This is a genomic window from Burkholderia sp. PAMC 28687 (genome assembly GCF_001577465.1).
GTDB lineage: Bacteria > Pseudomonadota > Gammaproteobacteria > Burkholderiales > Burkholderiaceae > Caballeronia.
Window position 1 is genome coordinate 823,083 of record NZ_CP014505.1, and the last position, 16,689, is coordinate 839,771.

Genomic DNA, 16,689 nt, shown 5'->3' on the forward strand with positions numbered 1-16,689 from the left:
GCCGAAGCGCCGGTTTTTGCGTGAAAGCTCGATCTCTGGCAATTATTGACCGAGCGCCTTTTCCACGATTTCACGCACATCCCGCGACTTCACCTTCGACGCGACCTGTTCCAGCGCCGCGTGCGCTTTTTCGCGCAAGGCAGGCGTGTACCGGCGCCATTGTTCGAGCGTGCGTGCAAGGCGCGCGGCGACTTGCGGGTTCATTGCGTCGAGCGCGATCACCTGTTCCGCCCAGAACGCGTAACCGGAACCGTCGGCGGCGTGGAACTGCGCCGGATTGGCGCCACAGAAGCTGAAGATCAGCGAACGGGCGCGATTCGGGTTTTTCAGCGTGAACGCCTGGTGCTGCATCAGCTTGCGCACGATTTCGAGCACGTTGCGTTTCGGTCCGCCACGTTGCGTGGCTTGCAACGAGAACCATTTGTCGATGACAAGCGGCTCGTTCTCGAAACGTTTGTAGAAGTCGTCGAGCGCGGCATTGGCAGCGGTGGTATCGGCCGAGCCCGATGCGCCCGCCGTCAGCAACGCCGACAATGCCGCCGACCGGTCCGTCATGTTATTCGCGGCGTCGTACTGCGCACTCGCGAGTTCGATGGCGCGGGTCGGGTCGTCGAGCTGGCTCAAGTAGGCGAGGGCGAGGTTCTTCAAGCCGCGTTTGCCGGCGTCGTCCGGGCTCGCGCGATACTCACCCGGCGTCCGGTTGGCTTCGTAGACGGCCAGCCACCGGTCGCGCAGGCTCGTGGCGAGCCGCTGGCTCACGAACACACGTGCTGCATGGACCGCGGCCGGGTCAGAGACGGCCATTTGCTCGGCGAGATATGCCTCCGATGGCAACATCAGCGCGAGTTCCCGGAACGCCGGCGTGAGTGTTTGATCGTCGAGAACCTGGGCGAAGGCTGCGACCACCTGGTCGTCGAGGGTAAGTTCTTCTCCCTTCGATGCCCGGTCCGCCAGCGTCAGCAACTCGCGCGTGGCGAGGCGCTGGCCGGCTTCCCATCGATTGAACGGGTCGCTGTCGTTCGCCAGCAAGAACGCCAGTTGCTCGTTGGTGTAGTCGTATTCGACCACCACCGGCGCCGAGAAATTACGCAGTAGCGACGGCAATGGTTCCTCCGTGACGTCGGTAAACGTGAACACCTGCTCGGGTTCTGTGAATTCCAGTACACGCGTTGTGCCAAGCGCTTCTTTCTCGCCTTCGAGTTTCAGCGGCAAGTCAGCGCCGCTCTTGCCAATGAGACCGATCGAGAACGGAATCAGCAACGGACCTTTCTGCGTCGCACGCGCGGCTTCGGATGCCTCGCCGTAACCTTGCTTGAGCGTCAGCGAATAACGTTTGGCGGCAGCGTCGTAGTGCGTGCGCACCGTCACGCGCGGCGTGCCCGCCTGGCTGTACCAGCGCTCGAATTGCGAGAGGTCGCGGCTGTTGGCGTCGGCCATGGCGTGCCGGAAGTCGTCGCACGTCACGGCCTGGCCGTCGTGCCGCTGGAAGTAGAGATCCATACCGCGCCGGAAACCGTCGCGTCCGAGCAGCGTCTGGTACATGCGCACGACTTCCGAGCCTTTCTCGTAGACGGTCATCGTGTAAAAGTTATTGATTTCGACGTAGCTTTCCGGGCGCACCGGATGCGCCATCGGGCCCGCGTCTTCGGCAAACTGCATCTGGCGCAGGACCCGTACGTCGTCAATGCGCTTGGTCGCGCGCGCAGCATCCGCGGCGGCGCCCGGCTCGTGGCCAGCGGCCATGTCGGCGGAAAATTCCTGGTCGCGGAAGACCGTCAGGCCTTCCTTCAGGCTCAACTGGAACCAGTCGCGGCAGGTCACGCGGTTGCCGGTCCAGTTATGGAAGTATTCGTGGCCGACGACAGCTTCGATATTGCCGAAATCAATATCGGTCGCCGTTTCCGGATTGGCCAGCACGTACTTCGTGTTGAAGATGTTCAAGCCTTTGTTTTCCATCGCGCCCATGTTGAAGTCGCTGACGGCGACGATCATGAAGCGGTCAAGATCGAGCTCCAGTCCGAAGCGCCGTTCGTCCCATTCAATGGAATGGACCAGCGAATCCATGGCGTGCTGGGTCTTGTCGAGGTCGTGCGGTTCGACCCAGACCTGCAGCAGCTTTTCCTTGCCCGAACCCGTCTTCATGCGCTGTTCGAGCTTGACCAGCTTGCCCGCGACCAGCGCGAACAAGTAACTCGGCTTCTTGAACGGATCTTCCCAGCGGGCGAAGTGCCGGCCGTTTTCCAGGTCGCCTTCTTCAATCAGATTGCCGTTCGACAGCAAGACTGGATAAGCGGCCTTGTCGGCGCGCAGCGTGACCGTGTAGGTGGACATGACGTCGGGTCGGTCGAGGAAATACGTGATCCGGCGAAAGCCTTCGGCCTCGCATTGCGTAAAGAAATTGCCGCTCGATACATACAGCCCCGACAACGTGGTGTTGGCCGCCGGGTTGCACGTGCTTTCGATGGTCAATTCGAACGAGTCCGGAATATTGTTCACCGATAGACCGTTTTCACTGACACGGACGTCCGCGTGCGGACGTCCGTCAAGCGTGGCGCCAAGGAACTCCATATGTTCGCCAATCAGCTCCAGGCTCGCCGCCGGCGCGGCGTCCGGATTGCGGCGCAGGCGCATGGTGTTGCGCACGACGGTTCGCTCCGGCACGAGATCGAACTCGAGCGCGACGGTGTCGATCAGGAATGCGGGCGGCGTGTAGTCGGCGCGGCGGATTACGGCTGGGGCGGTCGAGTTGGACATGTCGGTTCGAATTGAGTTGGGAGCTGTGCCTCGGCTGCGAGGCGGTCGAGGCGGCCTTGTATCGGACCATTGTACAAAGGCTCGGAGAAACGTGGGCTCGATTCGGGGTCAGCCGAATGGCCTATTCCCCGAACTTCGACAGGGCATTACAGTCTCTTAACAGGTGGGGCAAGGCAATATCCATGCAGCGCTTGTGGCACTGGCTTGGTGGGGCTCGCTAAAAAATCAGCGTAAGAAGATCAACGGAATCAAAGAGGTCGGCCATGGCGTTTGGACGGTTGTGCGGAGAATGGAAAAGTGCGGCGCGCGTAGCGCTGATCGCGGGTTTCGCACTGCTCGGAGGGTGCACGACCTACGTCCAGACGCAGGTCTCGGCGTTTTCGGACTGGTCGGGTAGCGACGCGACCCGGACGTATGCGTTTGCGCGCTCGGCGGAGCAGCAGAACAGCATCGAACAGAAAACGTATGAAGCGCTGGTTGCGAACGAACTCGCGACGCATTCGTTTCGGCAGGTGCCGGATACGAGCGCGACTTATCGGGTCGAGTTGTCGTATTCCATTCGCGGTGACTTCGTGACGGTGCGGCAGCCGGTCTATTACGATCCGTGGCCCATGTACGGCGGCTGGTACGGACGCCCGTACGGAGGCTGGGGTGGTTACGGGGCGTGGGGCGGCTGGGACATGGGCCCGGCGGGATACGTCGATCAAAGCTATCCTGTATTCGTCCACGCGCTGCAGATCCGCCTGACTGATCGGGCAACCGGGCGCGAGGTTTACAAGGTGAGCGCAAGCAATTCGGGCGGCGAGGCGTCGCTGGTGCGGGCCATGCCATATTTGATCCGTAGCGCGCTGACCGATTTCCCGCTGGGTAACGGAACGGTCCGCACGGTGAAGATTCCGCTCGACAAAACCGGGAGTGCCAGCAATGAGACCGCGGTCGCAGCGGGAAGCGCCAGCAAACCGTCAAGCCCGCCGACGGCGGTGCCAGTACCCCTGCAGTAGGCGGTCAAGAAAAAAATACCGACGTTTAGACGGGCTACTTTGCCCGCACCATGGTTTAGGTTTGGAACACTCAAACGAGCAATAAAACTTTGCGTTGCACTGTGCTCGAATGCGGACACAGTGCGGCTCTAACGCGCATCGAATCCGGTGACCCCATATATGCAATTAAACTCGAAACGAGATATATTTCGAGGATGAACAATCCCCGCAACGCTACACTCCGTGCCCTTCCCGAGCCCGCAACCTTGGACGCGCGGCTCGCCCGGCGCCTGGTTACGCCGCTGATCGGCACCCCGATTACCCCCAACCATCTCACCACCTTGCGCCTGCTCATTGGCGTGGTTGGCGCATACTACCTGTCGGTTGGCAGTTTCTGGTCTTGCAGCCTGGGTGCTTTACTAATCGCTGTGTCGAATTTTGTCGATCATACGGACGGTGAATTGGCGCGGATCAGCGGGCAATCCAGCAAGATCGGTCATTTTTACGACCTCGCGTGCGATTCTGTCGTGACCGTGTTGCTGTTTGTAGGACTTGGGTTCTACGTCGGCGTGCATCATCCGTCAATGATCGTTCCGGCCCAATGGCTGGGCGGCGTAGCGGGCGTTGCAGTCGCGCTGATCTTTTTCTTGCGCATGCGAATTGAATCCATGGCGGGTAAAAACGGTACGAAACAGGCGTCCATGGCAGGCTTTGAAACCGAAGACGTTTTGTATCTGTTGCCCGTCGTGACCCTGCTCAATGGCATGACGCCGTTCCTTGTTGCTGCTTCCATCGGCGCGCCGCTGTTTGCAGTATGGGTCGTGGTGGACTATCTGCGTGTGGTTCGCCGTGCCGCCCGTAATACAGCATCGAGCGGGGACGCCGACGGACAAGACTTGCAGGCTGTTCAATGAATTCAACTGTCAATCCGGCTTCCACGCATAGTTACGGCGGCACGACTGCCGCGCGCAAAGGCGTGCAGGCTGTCGACGAAGCGCTCGCCGCACATTTTCAGCGTTTTGCCGCGGATCTTCAGCCGGCAACGCTGCACAAGACCTTCGATGACCAGGGCGCGTTCCTGTATCTGGAAGACTTCCTGCCAAGCGCGTTCACGGAAAAGCTCGTCGAGGCCGTGCGTGCCGTGACGCCTTCAATCAACCGGAATTACATTCCGGGGCACAAGGCGGGCGGCAGCGTAAGCCGGCACACAATTGACGAACTGGCGCCGTTCATCGCCGATTTGTACCGGTCTCCCGCGCTGATCAAATGGCTGGAAAAGATCAGCGGCGACACGCTCCAGGAGTCTCCTGCCGACGACCCGCATGCCTACGCGCTGTATTTCTATACGAAGGCGGGCGATCACATCGGCTGGCATTACGACACGTCGTACTACGAAGGCCGCCGTTACACGCTGCTGCTGGGCGTGATGGACGATTCATCGTGCCGCCTCGACTACGAGCTGCACACGCGCACGCCTGAGATTCCGGATCAACCCGGCTCGGTGCAAATCCCGCCGGGCGGCCTTGTTTTCTTCGATGGCGACAAGCTGCGCCATCGCATCACGCCCGCACGCGCGAATGAATTTCGCGTATCGCTGACTTTCGAGTACGTCACGAATCCGAACATGCGGCCGTGGCAGCGTTTTATCTCGAACATGAAGGATTCGATCGCGTACTTCGGTTTCGGCCAGGTATTCCGCCGCAAAGGCGGGAGGAACGGCGCCGCATGAGCCGCGCTGGAACTGTCCTTCTGTCGCTCGGCGTGGTGTTGTTCATCGCGCTGCTGGGCTGGCAGGGTTTCGGTTCCGTCGCGACGGCGCTTGCGGCCGCTGGCTGGGGACTGCTCGCGGTCGCGGCATTTCATGTGCTGCCGGTCGTGATCGACGCGCTGGCTATCGAAACTCTTTTCCCCCGCAATGAACGCGATGTCACGTTCCGTGACGCATTGCTCGCACGCTGGACCGGCGAGTCCGTCAATAGCCTGATGCCGGCCGGCCAGATAGGCGGCCCCATGCTGATGGTGCGTTATCTCTCGCAGCGCGGCATGCGTGCGCGCGACGCCGCCGCCGTCATCACCGTCAGCACGACCATGCAGTCCGTCGGCCAGATGATCTTCGCAATGATCGGCCTCGCGCTCCTGAGCGGCTATGCATCGGGCGTGGGCATGTTGCTGCCGGTGCTGATCGTGATCGTGGTGTGCTCGCTGATGGTCGTCGGCTTCTTCTTTGCGCAGCGTGCGGGTTTGTTCGGCCGGGCAACGCGTTTTGCTTCCCAGTTTGCCGCGCGCTTTTCGAAGAAGCGCGACTGGTCGTCGCTGGTATCGCGCGCGGAAGCCGTCGATAGCGCCGTGCTCGAGCTCTACAAGAAGCCCGGACCGGTTGCCGCGAGTTTCGCGCTGAGCCTGCTGGGCTGGATCGTCGGTACGGGCGAAGTCTGGCTTGCACTGCATTTGCTCGGCTCGCCGGTTGGGTGGGGCGAAGCGTTGATGCTGGAAAGTCTTGGCCAGGCCATTCGTGGCGCGGCGTTCGCCGTGCCCGGTTCGCTCGGCGTGCAGGAGGGCGGCTACCTGCTGCTCGCGCGCCTGATTGGTTTGCCGCCCGAAGCCGCCCTGGCGCTTTCGCTTGCCAAGCGCGCGCGTGAATTGCTGCTGGGTTTGCCGGGCATCGTTTATCTTCATTTCGCTGAAAAGGGCTGGCAGCGCCGTCGTCTTGCGCGCGTGCCGGATATCGAATAAAGCCTTACCCATAGGATCAACATGCGCGCAATCATCCTTGCCGCCGGCATGGGATTACGTCTCGTGCAGCCTGAAGGGCAGCAAAAGCCGAAGTGCCTGCTGCGTTTTGGCGAATCGTCGCTGCTTGAACGTCATCTGCAACTGCTGAAAACCGCGGGCGTCGACGAGATCGTTTTTGTACTCGGATTCAAGCACGAAGTGGTTGAAGAAGAACTGGCCACGATCGCCTGGAAGCCGCATACCGAAGTGGTGGTGAACAACGAGTTTTCGCTTGGCAGCGTGTTGTCCGTGCATACGGCGGCCGATGCGTTGACGCGTGGCGGCGACGTGCTCCTGATGGACGCCGACGTGCTTTACGACGAACGCATTCTCGAACCGCTGGTCGCGGGCGCGGGGCCGGTGAACCGCTTGTTGATCGACCGTGATTTCGAAGCGGGCGATGAACCCGTGAAACTCTGCGTGGCGAATGGCGTACCGGTCGAGTTGCGCAAGCAGGTGCTGGCGGATCTGCAGTACGACGTGATTGGCGAATCGGTGGGATTTTTCCGCTTCGATGAAACCGCCGCACGCCGTCTGGCCGAGGTCGTCGCGGGATACGTCGCGACGGGTCGCGCGAACCTGCCGCATGAAGAAGCTGTCCGCGATCTGCTGCTGGAACGCAGCCAGGTATTCGACGTCGCCGATGTAACCGGCGCGCCGTGGATCGAAATCGATTTTCAAAACGACGTTAAACGCGCGGCCGACGAAGTCTTGCCGCAACTGCGTCAGCTTGCTGGAGCCCTACGATGAACGCACCGTATCAACTGCCCGCGGCTTATGCCCGTTCCCTTCGTCTGCGCGAAATGCTTCAAAGCAATGAGCTCGAATTCCTGATGGAAGCGCACAACGGCTTGTCGGCGCGTATCGTCAAGGAAGCCGGTTTCAAGGCGATCTGGGGGTCGGGCCTGACGATCTCCGCGCAGTTCGGCGTACGCGACAACAACGAAGCAAGCTGGACGCAAGTGGTCGACACGCTCGAGTTCATGGCGGATGCCAGCGACCTTCCTATCCTGCTCGACGGCGACACTGGTTACGGCAACTTCAATAATGTCCGCCGGTTGGTGAAGAAGCTGGAACAGCGCGGTATTGCAGGCGTGTGTATTGAGGACAAGCAGTTTCCAAAGACGAACTCTTTCCTGAACGGTGAGCGCCAGCCGCTCGCCGAGATGGACGAGTTCTGCGGCAAGATCAAGGCCGGCAAGGATTCGCAAAGCGATCCGAATTTCTCGATCGTCGCGCGCGTTGAAGCGTTGATTGCCGGCTGGGGCATGGAAGAGGCGTTAAAGCGCGCCGAGGCTTATCGCCAAGCCGGTGCGGACGCCATCCTGATTCACAGCAAGCTGTCGAAGCCCGACGAGATCCTCACGTTCGCACGTGAATGGGCCGGCCGCGGTCCGCTCGTAATCGTGCCGACCAAGTACTACAGCACGCCAACCGATGTCTTCCGTCAGGCCGGCATCAGCACGGTGATCTGGGCGAACCATTTGCTGCGCGGTGCGGCATCGACCATGCAGGCGATCGCGAAGGAAATCCACACCAGCCAGACGCTCGTGAACGTGGAAGACCGCGTGGCGAGCGTGAACGAGATCTTCCGTCTGCAGGATGCCGAAGAGTATTCGACGGCCGAGGGCGTGTACCTGTCGTCGGCGAGCGCATCGCGTAACGCGGTTGTTCTGGCGGCAAGCCGGGGCGCAGGCCTCGAAGCCGTCACCGCCGACAAACCCAAGGTGATGCTGCCGATCGCGGGCAAGCCGCTGCTGCGCCGCCTGGTCGAAGCGTTCAAGAAGGAAGGCATCAACGACATCACGGTGGTGGGCGGTTATCGCGCTGATGCCATCGATACATCGGGCGTTCGCCTTGTAGTGAACGAAAAGCATGAGCAGACGGGCGAACTGGCGTCGCTCGCATGCGCAGCGAAATCGTTCACGGCCGACACGGTCATCTCGTACGGCGACCTCTTGTTCCGCAGCTACATTCTTCGCGATCTGGTGGAGTCCGACAGCGACTTCTGCGTGGTCGTGGATTCGTCGCAGACGCCGCAAGCCGGGGTTGCATCGACGGACTTTGCGTTCTGCTCCACCGCCGATGACCGCGCGCTCTTCGGCCAGAAAGTCTGGCTCGAAAGCGTCACGAGCTCGGCCGCTCCGGCAAACGTGGAATCGAAAGCGCCGCAAGGCCGCTGGATGGGCTTGCTCAACGTCCGCGGCGCGGGCCGCGAGCGTCTGGTCGCCACGCTCGAACAACTGCAACGACGCGATGACTTCGCCAGGCTCGACATGGCCGCGCTGCTCAACGCACTGATCGCGGCAGGCGAGCGCATCGAAGTGCAATACGTGCATGGCCACTGGCGCGGCGTGAACGACCTCGACGAACTGCGTCAAGCCGGTGACTTCGCTCACGGGCAAGCACCGTACGGATCGAACGGATCGTCGGGCGCGGAGGCAGGCGCGTGATCGAAGCTGCACAATTTGTCGAAGCTGCGCGTGAGCGCGGTTTCGACTGGTACGCGGGCGTGCCGTGCTCGTACCTGACGCCGTTCATCAATTACGTGCTGCAGGACGAGTCGCTGAATTATGTTTCGGCAGCGAACGAGGGTGACGCGGTTGCGTTGATCGCGGGCGTGGCGCTGGGCGCATCGGGCGAGTTCAAGAAGCGGCGCGGTGTGGCGATGATGCAGAACTCCGGGCTCGGCAACGCGGTGAGCCCGCTCACGTCGCTGACGTGGACGTTCAGGCTGCCGCAATTGCTGATCGTCACATGGCGCGGCCAGCCCGGCGTCGCCGATGAACCCCAGCACGCGCTGATGGGTCCGGTCACGCCAGCCATGCTGGACACCATGGAGATTCCATGGGAATTGTTCCCCACCGAAGCCGATGCAATTGGTCCCGCGCTCGATCGTGCGACCGCGCATATGGACAGCACCGGGCGGCCGTATGCGCTCGTGATGCAGAAGGGCAGTGTTGCGCCGTACAAGCTCACGAAGAAGGGCTTGAGCGGCGTGCGCCGGCGTGCTTTGAACGAGCGCGCCGAAGTCCGAACGCAATTCGCTGAAAACGGCGAACTGTCTTCACGCCACGACGCACTGCAACGCGTGATCGCGCATACGCCGAAGGAATCCACGGTCGTGCTGGCATCGACGGGATTTTGCGGGCGCGAACTCTACGCCATTGACGACCGCGACAACCAGTTGTACCTCGTCGGATCAATGGGATGCGTGACGCCCATGGCGCTCGGGCTGGCTTTGTCGCGCCCGGACCTGAACGTGATCGCGCTCGATGGCGACGGCGCCGCGCTCATGCGCATGGGCGTGTTCGCCACGCTCGGCGCGTACGGCCCGTCGAACCTCATGCACCTGCTGCTCGACAACGGTGCCCACGAGTCGACCGGCGGTCAGGCAACCGTGTCGCCGGGCGTCGAGTTTGCACGCATTGCATCGGCGTGCGGGTACGCGCTGGCGCTCGACGGCGACGATCTTTCGGTCATCGACACGTTGTTCGAAGCAAAGGGTGTCGATGGCGTTCGCTTCGCCCGCCTGTCGATCAGCACCGGCACGCCCGGCGACTTGCCGCGGCCGTCGATCACACCGGAAGACGTGCGCGCGCGCCTGCAAAAACATATCGGACGCTAGACATCATGCTGCTGCTCAACCCCGGCCCTGTCACGCTGACCGAACGCGTGCGCAATAGCCTGCTGCAAACCGACTTGTGCCATCGCGAGCCGGAATTTTTCGATCTGCAGGACGAAGCGCGCTCGCGTTTGCTTGCGGCTTATTCGCTTGATCCGAAGGTCTGGACGGCTGTCTTGATGACTGGTTCGGGCACGGCTGCCGTGGAAAGCATGATCGCCGGAATGGTGCCTCAAGGCGGCCGTCTGCTGGTCATCGAGAATGGCGTGTACGGCGAGCGGATTGCGCAGATCGCGACGCAGTACGGAATCGATCACGAGGTCGTGAAGTACGCGTGGATGGACGCGCCGGATGTCGATGCGATCACGGCCAGGCTGGATGGTTTCACGAACGTCGCGATCATCCATCACGAGACTACAACCGGCCGCCTGAACAAGATCGACCAGTTGAGCGCGGCGTGCAAGGCACGCGGTATCGGCTTGTTGCTCGATGGCGTGAGCAGCTTCGGCGCCGAGCATATCGACTTCGATGGCGGCGGCATCACCGCCGTCGCCGCGACCGCCAACAAATGTCTGCATGGCGTTCCCGGCGCGGCATTTGTGATCGCGAAACGCGAAGCGCTGAAACATGCTGCGAGCCGCACCTATTACCTCGGCATCACGCGCTTGGCCAGGTTGCAGGACGAACGCAATACGCCGTTTACGCCCTCCGTGCACGCGTATTACGCGCTGGTCGAAGCGCTGCGCGAGTTCGAGGACGAAGGCGGCCTGAACGCGCGTCATGCGCGCTACGCGGCGCTCGCCGAGCAGGCGCGTTCGGGGCTGGCTGCGTTGGGTATCGAAGGCGCGCTGCCGGATGGCGAGTCGTCGGTCGTGTTGCGGGCTTACCGGTTGCCCGCGGGAACCACGTACCCGGTTCTGCACGACGCGTTGAAGACCAAGGGTTTCGTGATCTACGCCGGGCAGGGCGGTTTGTCGAACGAACTGTTCCGCATCTCCACGATGGGCGCTTTGCACGCAGCGGACATCGACCGGCTGATTGCATCGATCGCGAATATCGTGCGTTAAGCCTCAAGGCTTGTGCTCAAACGAAGAAGGCCGCGACAACGCCATGTTGTCGCGGCCTTCTTTTTGGAAACTCATCAATCCCGGTTGCAGAAAATCGCGGTGATGAACGGCGCGACATGATGGATGATGGCGTCGCTTCCGGCGGCGCGAACTTTCTGTCTCACTGACTCTTCCCCGCCGATAACCACCGCGCCGTAAGCCGATTCCGCGATTGGCGCGCCGGTCCCGGTCTTGAAGATCGCGTCGTCCTTTTGAAATCCGACGACCGCGAACACACCGAAATCGAAGGCGGTCAGATGGCTGTCGCGCGTCGGCTTGAATGCGTTGATGGAGTTGGCTTCCACGCGCATGGGCGTGGCTTCGATAACGTGGTCCTGTTGAAGCGGCGCGATGAACGCGTGCGCGTCGGCTTTGCAATCGAGCAAGGAGTCCAGCGCGTAAGCCGAAGCGTGCACGGAGGTTGCGGCAATCAGGACGGTCAAGCCGATTCGGACGGCTCGATAAAGCGGCTTGATGTGTGGCTTCATGAACGGTGGGTAAGCGCTCGGGCGTTGCCAAAGGCTAAACTTTACCGGGAAGCCGACAAACGCGCTCGATCTGTAATTTTGTCCGATCGGGCTTACGTTCTTGTAATGGTTAAACGGCCCCGTCGCGCGTGGTCAAGCTGCAGCCAGCTCCGCAACCGCAGCACGCCGTGCATCTCTTTCATGCACACGCTGCCCCGCCGAATAGGTTTCGAAGACCGCGCGGTCATCGCCCAGCATTGCGAATGCGAACAACAGTTCTTCCAGCGAGTCCGCCCGTGTCGTGCGACGCGCGAGAAGCGGCGTGCCGGCCGGATCCAGCACGACGAAATCGGCTTCACTGCCAGGTTTCAGCGTCCCGACCTTGTCCGCCATATCGAGCACTTGCGCGGCGCCCGTCGTCGCAAGCCAGAACATGCGTGCGGCCGTCAGGTGATGACCTGTCAGGCGCGCGATCTTGTGTGCTTCGCCCATGGTTTGCAGCATCGAAAACGATGTGCCGCCGCCTACGTCGGTGGCGAGCGCGACCGGCATGTTCGCTTTGCCGGCTTTTTCGATATCGAAGAGGCCGCTGCCGAGGAACAGGTTCGATGTCGGGCAATGCGACGCGACCGCGCCGGTCTCGGCCATGCGTTGACGGTCGGTATCGTCGAGGTAGATGCAATGGCCATAGACCGCGCGTTGACGCAGCAGATCGTAGTGATCGTAGATGTCCAGATAGCTTCGATGCCCGGGGAACAGGCTTTCGACCCATTTGATCTCGTCGGTGTTTTCCGCGACGTGGCTCTGGATATATACGTCCTGGTGCTTGCGCGCGAGCACCGCGCAGGCTTCGAGTTGCGCCTCGGTGGAGGTCGGCGCAAAACGTGGCGTGAGCGCATATTCCTGACGTCCGCGGCCATGCCATTTCGCGATGAGTTCGGCGCTGTCGTCGTAACCGGATTGCGCGGTATCTTGCAGATATTCCGGGCAATTACGATCCATCAGCACCTTGCCCGCGATCATGCGCAGATTGCGGGATTCGCTTTCGCCGAAGAAGGCATCGGCGGATTGCTTGTGGACCGTGCAATACACGAGCGCGCTGGTCGTGCCGCACGCGAGGAGTTCATCGATGAAAAATCCTGCCGTCTCGCGTGCATACGCCGGGTCTTCGAACTTGCGCTCGGTCGGAAACGTGTACGTGTTCAACCATGGCAGCAAACCGGGCGCGGGCGACGCGATCATGTCGGTCTGCGGATAGTGAATGTGCGAATCGATGAAGCCCGGCACGATCAGCTTGTCGCGCAGATCCTTGACGATGGCGTCCGGCGCGATCTGAGCGCGCAAGGCCGCATACGCGCCCGCCGCCACCACGCGGCCATTCTCCACGAGCAACAGGCCGTCGGTCTCATACACGGCGTTGCTGTCGGAGAAAGCAGGATCGTCGCGGAACGTGAGAAGTTGCGCGCGGTAGGCGGTCTGGCGGGTGGGCGTAGGCATTTGAAACGTCTCCAGTAAAGCGTGTTATAGCTGTGTCAAAAGCAGCAACGAAAGCGCGGCGACAATCCACATCGCCGGCTTGATTTCTTTTCCGCGGCCCGTGAAGAACTTGATCACGACAAACGCGAGGAATCCGTACGCAATGCCATCGGTGATCGAGTAGGTCAGCGGGATCAGGATCATTGCGAGGAAGGCGGGAATGGCTTCGTCGAAACGGCCCCATTCGATCTTCGTGATCGATTCCATCATGAACACGCCGACAAGCACGAGCGCCGGCGCCGTCGCGATTGCGGGCACGAGCGAGAGCAGCGGCGAGAGGAACAGGAACGGCAGGAAACACAGGCCCGCGATGACCGCGACCAGGCCCGTGCGTCCGCCCGCCGAAATCCCCGCCGCCGATTCAATGTAGGCGTTCGCCGGGCTTGTCCCGAGCGGCGCGGAAATCAGTGCGGAGAACGAACGACCATCATCGACTCGCGGATGTTGCGCGGGTTGCCATCTTTGTCGTAAAGCTTGCCGGCTTCCGAGATCGCCATGAAGGTTGAAAGCGCGTCGAAGAACGACGTGAACAACATGACGAAGATGAACGGCCAGTAGATCACCTTCAGCGAGCCGAAAATATCGAGCCGGCCGAGCGCCGAAAAATCCGGGGCCGAGACCAGGCCGTTCCAGTTCACGAGTGTTTTCGTGGCGATTGCGGCGGGCCAGTATGCCGTGCCGTCGCCCCAGAACCGGCCAATTGGAATCGCAATCACGGTCGTGAAAATGATGCCTAGCATCAGCGCGCCGGTCACCTTGCGCGCGACCAGGATGGTGGTCACGGCCAAGCCGATCAGGAACGTGATCACTACCGGATTCAGCGATGCCGAATGCACGATCGTGACCGGATCGCCGACCACGAACTTCGCGTTGACCAGGCCAATCAAGCTGATAAAGAGCCCGATGCCGCACGATACAGCGTGGCGCAGATTCGCCGGAATGGCATCGACGACCAGCTTGCGCGCGTTGAACAACGCGAGGACCGCGAAGATCACGCCGGCCCAGAAGACGCAGCCAAGCGCCGTCTGCCACGGCATCTTGCCGCCGTGGACCATCACGAACGCAAACAGCGCGTTCATGCCCATGCCGGGCGCCACCAGCACGGGGTTGCGCGCGTACAAACCCATCGCGCAACTGCCGAGGAAACTCACGATCACGGTCGCCGTCAGCGCCGCGGGAAACGGCACGCCCGCCTGCGACAAGATCCCTGGATTGACGACGATGATGTACATCGCCGTGAGAAAGGTCGTGATGCCCGCGACGACTTCCGTTTTCGTGCGCGAACCCGCGGCGCGGATGCCGAAGAAACGCTCGAGCGTGGTGCTGTCCTGAGTAATCGATGCCATGACGTTCCCGCGCGTCAGGCCGCTGCGTGCCAGTAGGCATCGAGCTTGGCGACCATGGCGTTGCGTTCTGCATCCGTCACGAACGAGGCTTCCAGGCTGTTCTTGAGCAGCGTGTAGACCTCGGCATCGGTGAGATTCAGGGCTTCCTGGATCGCGAAGTAATTGGCGTTCACGTAACCGCCGAAGTACGCCGGATCGTCCGAATTGATCATCACGGCCACGCCCTGGTCGAGCAGCGCCTTGAGCGTGTGCTTGGTCATGTCGTCGAAGACGCGCAGCTTCAGGTTCGACAACGGGCAGACGGTCAGCGCAATGCGGGCATCGGCGAGACGCGCGACCAACGCCGGGTCTTCCATGCTGCGCACGCCGTGATCGACACGATCGACCTTCAGCAGATCGAGCGCTTCGTACACGTACGCAGGCGGTCCTTCTTCGCCTGCATGCGCCACGAGTTTCAGGCCTTTATCGCGCGCCTTTGCGAACACGCGCTCGAACTTCGACGGCGGATGTCCACGCTCCGACGAATCCAGCCCGACACCAATCAGCCGATGCTTGTATTGATCGAACAGGGGCAGGGCTTCATTGAATGTCTTGAGCGCGTCTTCCTCCGGCAAATGGCGCAGGAAACACAGGATCACCTTGCTCGTCAGGCCGCGCTTCTCGCCTTCGGCCAACGCGCTTTCAATACCCGCCATTGCCGTCGCAATCGACACACCGCGCTCGGTGTGCGTCTGGGGATCGAAGAAAATTTCGGTGTGCGTGACATGGTCGGCAAGCGCGCGTTCGACGTACGCCATGGTCATGTCGTGAAAATCGCGTTCGTGCAGCAGCACGCTCGCGCCGGCGTAATAAATATCCAGGAACGATTGCAGGTCGGTGAATGCGTAAGCCGCGCGCAATGCATCGATGGAATCGTACGCGAGCGTCACGCCGTTGCGGTTTGCCAGCTCGAAAATCAGTTCGGGTTCGAGCGAACCTTCAATATGGATATGGAGCTCGGCTTTGGGCGCGCGGGCGATCTTTTCGGCGAGAGTGGCAGTCATGTTGTTGTGCTTAAAAAAGGTCTTGATCACGCGGTTTGCGGATGCTGCGCGGAATTGTAGCCGTGCGCGGCGTGTTCTTCGACCTTCTGCAACAACTGGGCTGCAACGGAGACTGCGATCATTTCCGGGGCTTTATCAACGATTCCGGGTACGCCGATGGGGCAGGTCATGCGGTCAATCCGCATGGGTTCGACACCGCGCGCCGCCAGACGCCGCTCGAACTGGACCTTCTTCGTGTGCGAACCGATCATGCCGAAAAACGCGAAATCCCCACGGCGGAGAATGCGTTCGGCGAGCGCGAGATCGAGCGCGTGGTTATGCGTCATTACCAGGAAATAGCTGTTGGCCCTGGCTTCGTCCACGGCGGATTCGGGCGTGCCGCTGGCGTCCATGGTGACGTTGTCAGGGAGATGATCCGGGGGCGGGAAGGTTTCATCGCGTTCATCGACCCAGACGACCCGGCATGGCAGATTGACCAGCACCCTGACGATCGCCGCGCCCACGTGTCCCGCGCCGAACAGCACCACGGAGAACTCGCGCAACGTGATGGTCTCGGTGAGCAATGCGCCGCTTTCGTCGAAGCCTGAGCCGTCCCAGAGCAGGCAGTCCTGCGTGTTCGTGCCCGGCTCGGGATCGGACAGCATCACAGCTTCGGGGAAGGGACCGAAACCGACGCTGCGCACGGTCGGATGGCCCTGCGTCAGGCGTTTGTTAAGCGACGTCACCCATGCCAGATCGCCGATGTCCAGGCGCTCGAACGCCAGCACGACTGCGCCGCCGCAACACTGGCCGAGACTCGGGCCGAGCGCAAAACGTTCGAGACGCCGCATGTGCGGACTGCGCGCGCCGTCTTTCAGCACTTGCCGCGCGGTTTCGATCGCTTTCCATTCGAGATGCCCGCCGCCGATGGTATGACGCGTGTCGTCGCGGGTAACGAGCATCTTCGTTCCCGGCTCGCGCGGCGCCGAACCCTGCACGCGCGCGACCGTCACCAGCACGACGGCGTCGCCGTGCGCGAGAAGGTGTTGCAGGTCGTGCAGCCAGGCTTGCATGGTGTGCG

13 protein-coding genes and 1 pseudogene are annotated in these 16,689 nt (G+C 61.5%); 8 read left to right on the top strand and 6 right to left on the bottom strand.

Annotated features, from left to right (window positions below):
- Nucleotides 1-42 precede the first annotated feature (42 nt).
- Entirely contained in the window at nt 43-2,754 is a 2,712-nt protein-coding gene (pepN, locus tag AX768_RS03855; RefSeq protein WP_061998857.1) for an aminopeptidase N, read from the bottom strand.
- A 263-nt stretch (nt 2,755-3,017) separates the two neighbouring features.
- Here pepN and AX768_RS03860 point away from each other — a divergent pair, with 263 nt between their 5' ends.
- From AX768_RS03860 to AX768_RS03895, 8 genes are all read left to right on the top strand, one after another.
- Nucleotides 3,018-3,755, top strand: coding sequence for a DUF4136 domain-containing protein (locus tag AX768_RS03860; protein ID WP_061998858.1), 738 nt, complete (start codon nt 3,018-3,020; stop codon nt 3,753-3,755).
- 194 nt (nt 3,756-3,949) lie between these two features.
- Nucleotides 3,950-4,648: a CDP-alcohol phosphatidyltransferase family protein gene (locus AX768_RS03865; protein WP_061998859.1), complete on the top strand. Its 699-nt coding sequence runs from the start codon at nt 3,950-3,952 to the stop codon at nt 4,646-4,648.
- Nucleotides 4,645-5,463 (top strand): HalD/BesD family halogenase, encoded by an 819-nt coding sequence (locus AX768_RS03870; RefSeq protein ID WP_061998860.1) that lies wholly within the window; start codon nt 4,645-4,647, stop codon nt 5,461-5,463. Before AX768_RS03865 ends, AX768_RS03870 begins: the two co-directional genes overlap by 4 nt.
- On the top strand, nt 5,460-6,467 hold the full coding sequence (locus tag AX768_RS03875; protein ID WP_061998861.1) for a flippase-like domain-containing protein: 1,008 nt from the start codon (nt 5,460-5,462) through the stop codon (nt 6,465-6,467). The genes AX768_RS03870 and AX768_RS03875 overlap by 4 nt, the downstream gene beginning before the upstream one ends.
- 21 nt (nt 6,468-6,488) lie before the next feature.
- Complete coding sequence (locus AX768_RS03880; protein WP_061998862.1) at nt 6,489-7,256, top strand: phosphocholine cytidylyltransferase family protein; 768 nt, start codon at nt 6,489-6,491, stop codon at nt 7,254-7,256.
- Complete coding sequence (gene aepX / locus AX768_RS03885; RefSeq protein ID WP_061998863.1) at nt 7,253-8,959, top strand: phosphoenolpyruvate mutase; 1,707 nt, start codon at nt 7,253-7,255, stop codon at nt 8,957-8,959. Before AX768_RS03880 ends, aepX begins: the two co-directional genes overlap by 4 nt.
- Complete coding sequence (gene aepY / locus AX768_RS03890; RefSeq protein WP_061998864.1) at nt 8,956-10,134, top strand: phosphonopyruvate decarboxylase; 1,179 nt, start codon at nt 8,956-8,958, stop codon at nt 10,132-10,134. Before aepX ends, aepY begins: the two co-directional genes overlap by 4 nt.
- A 5-nt stretch (nt 10,135-10,139) precedes the next feature.
- A complete protein-coding gene (locus AX768_RS03895; protein ID WP_061998865.1) occupies nt 10,140-11,198 on the top strand; it encodes a 2-aminoethylphosphonate aminotransferase in 1,059 nt (352 codons plus the stop codon).
- A gap of 74 nt (nt 11,199-11,272) precedes the next feature.
- Here AX768_RS03895 and AX768_RS03900 read toward each other — a convergent pair whose 3' ends face one another.
- From AX768_RS03900 to xdhC, 5 genes and pseudogenes are all read right to left on the bottom strand, one after another.
- The gene (locus tag AX768_RS03900; RefSeq protein WP_061998866.1) at nt 11,273-11,725 is read right to left on the bottom strand and encodes a hypothetical protein; all 453 of its coding nucleotides are present in this window, start codon (nt 11,723-11,725) and stop codon (nt 11,273-11,275) included.
- 132 nt (nt 11,726-11,857) lie between these two features.
- Complete coding sequence (gene guaD / locus AX768_RS03905) at nt 11,858-13,201, bottom strand: guanine deaminase (protein WP_061998867.1); 1,344 nt, start codon at nt 13,199-13,201, stop codon at nt 11,858-11,860.
- Between the two features lie 24 nt (nt 13,202-13,225).
- A pseudogene (locus tag AX768_RS03910) lies at nt 13,226-14,586 on the bottom strand (NCS2 family permease).
- A 14-nt stretch (nt 14,587-14,600) separates the two neighbouring features.
- Nucleotides 14,601-15,629 (bottom strand): adenosine deaminase, encoded by a 1,029-nt coding sequence (locus AX768_RS03915; RefSeq protein WP_062000751.1) that lies wholly within the window; start codon nt 15,627-15,629, stop codon nt 14,601-14,603.
- 26 nt (nt 15,630-15,655) lie between these two features.
- Nucleotides 15,656-16,681 carry a xanthine dehydrogenase accessory protein XdhC gene (xdhC, locus tag AX768_RS03920; protein ID WP_061998868.1) on the bottom strand — a complete coding sequence of 342 codons (1,026 nt, stop codon included), beginning with the start codon at nt 16,679-16,681 and terminating at the stop codon, nt 15,656-15,658.
- Nucleotides 16,682-16,689 lie beyond the last annotated feature (8 nt).

Coding starts and splice junctions, on each gene's coding strand:
- pepN (WP_061998857.1), bottom strand. CDS start 2,754: ATGTCCAACTCGACCGCCCCAGCCGTAATCCGCCGCGCCGACTACACG.
- AX768_RS03860 (WP_061998858.1), top strand. CDS start 3,018: ATGGCGTTTGGACGGTTGTGCGGAGAATGGAAAAGTGCGGCGCGCGTA.
- AX768_RS03865 (WP_061998859.1), top strand. CDS start 3,950: ATGAACAATCCCCGCAACGCTACACTCCGTGCCCTTCCCGAGCCCGCA.
- AX768_RS03870 (WP_061998860.1), top strand. CDS start 4,645: ATGAATTCAACTGTCAATCCGGCTTCCACGCATAGTTACGGCGGCACG.
- AX768_RS03875 (WP_061998861.1), top strand. CDS start 5,460: ATGAGCCGCGCTGGAACTGTCCTTCTGTCGCTCGGCGTGGTGTTGTTC.
- AX768_RS03880 (WP_061998862.1), top strand. CDS start 6,489: ATGCGCGCAATCATCCTTGCCGCCGGCATGGGATTACGTCTCGTGCAG.
- aepX (WP_061998863.1), top strand. CDS start 7,253: ATGAACGCACCGTATCAACTGCCCGCGGCTTATGCCCGTTCCCTTCGT.
- AX768_RS03895 (WP_061998865.1), top strand. CDS start 10,140: ATGCTGCTGCTCAACCCCGGCCCTGTCACGCTGACCGAACGCGTGCGC.
- AX768_RS03900 (WP_061998866.1), bottom strand. CDS start 11,725: ATGAAGCCACACATCAAGCCGCTTTATCGAGCCGTCCGAATCGGCTTG.
- guaD (WP_061998867.1), bottom strand. CDS start 13,201: ATGCCTACGCCCACCCGCCAGACCGCCTACCGCGCGCAACTTCTCACG.
- AX768_RS03915 (WP_062000751.1), bottom strand. CDS start 15,629: ATGACTGCCACTCTCGCCGAAAAGATCGCCCGCGCGCCCAAAGCCGAG.
- xdhC (WP_061998868.1), bottom strand. CDS start 16,681: ATGCAAGCCTGGCTGCACGACCTGCAACACCTTCTCGCGCACGGCGAC.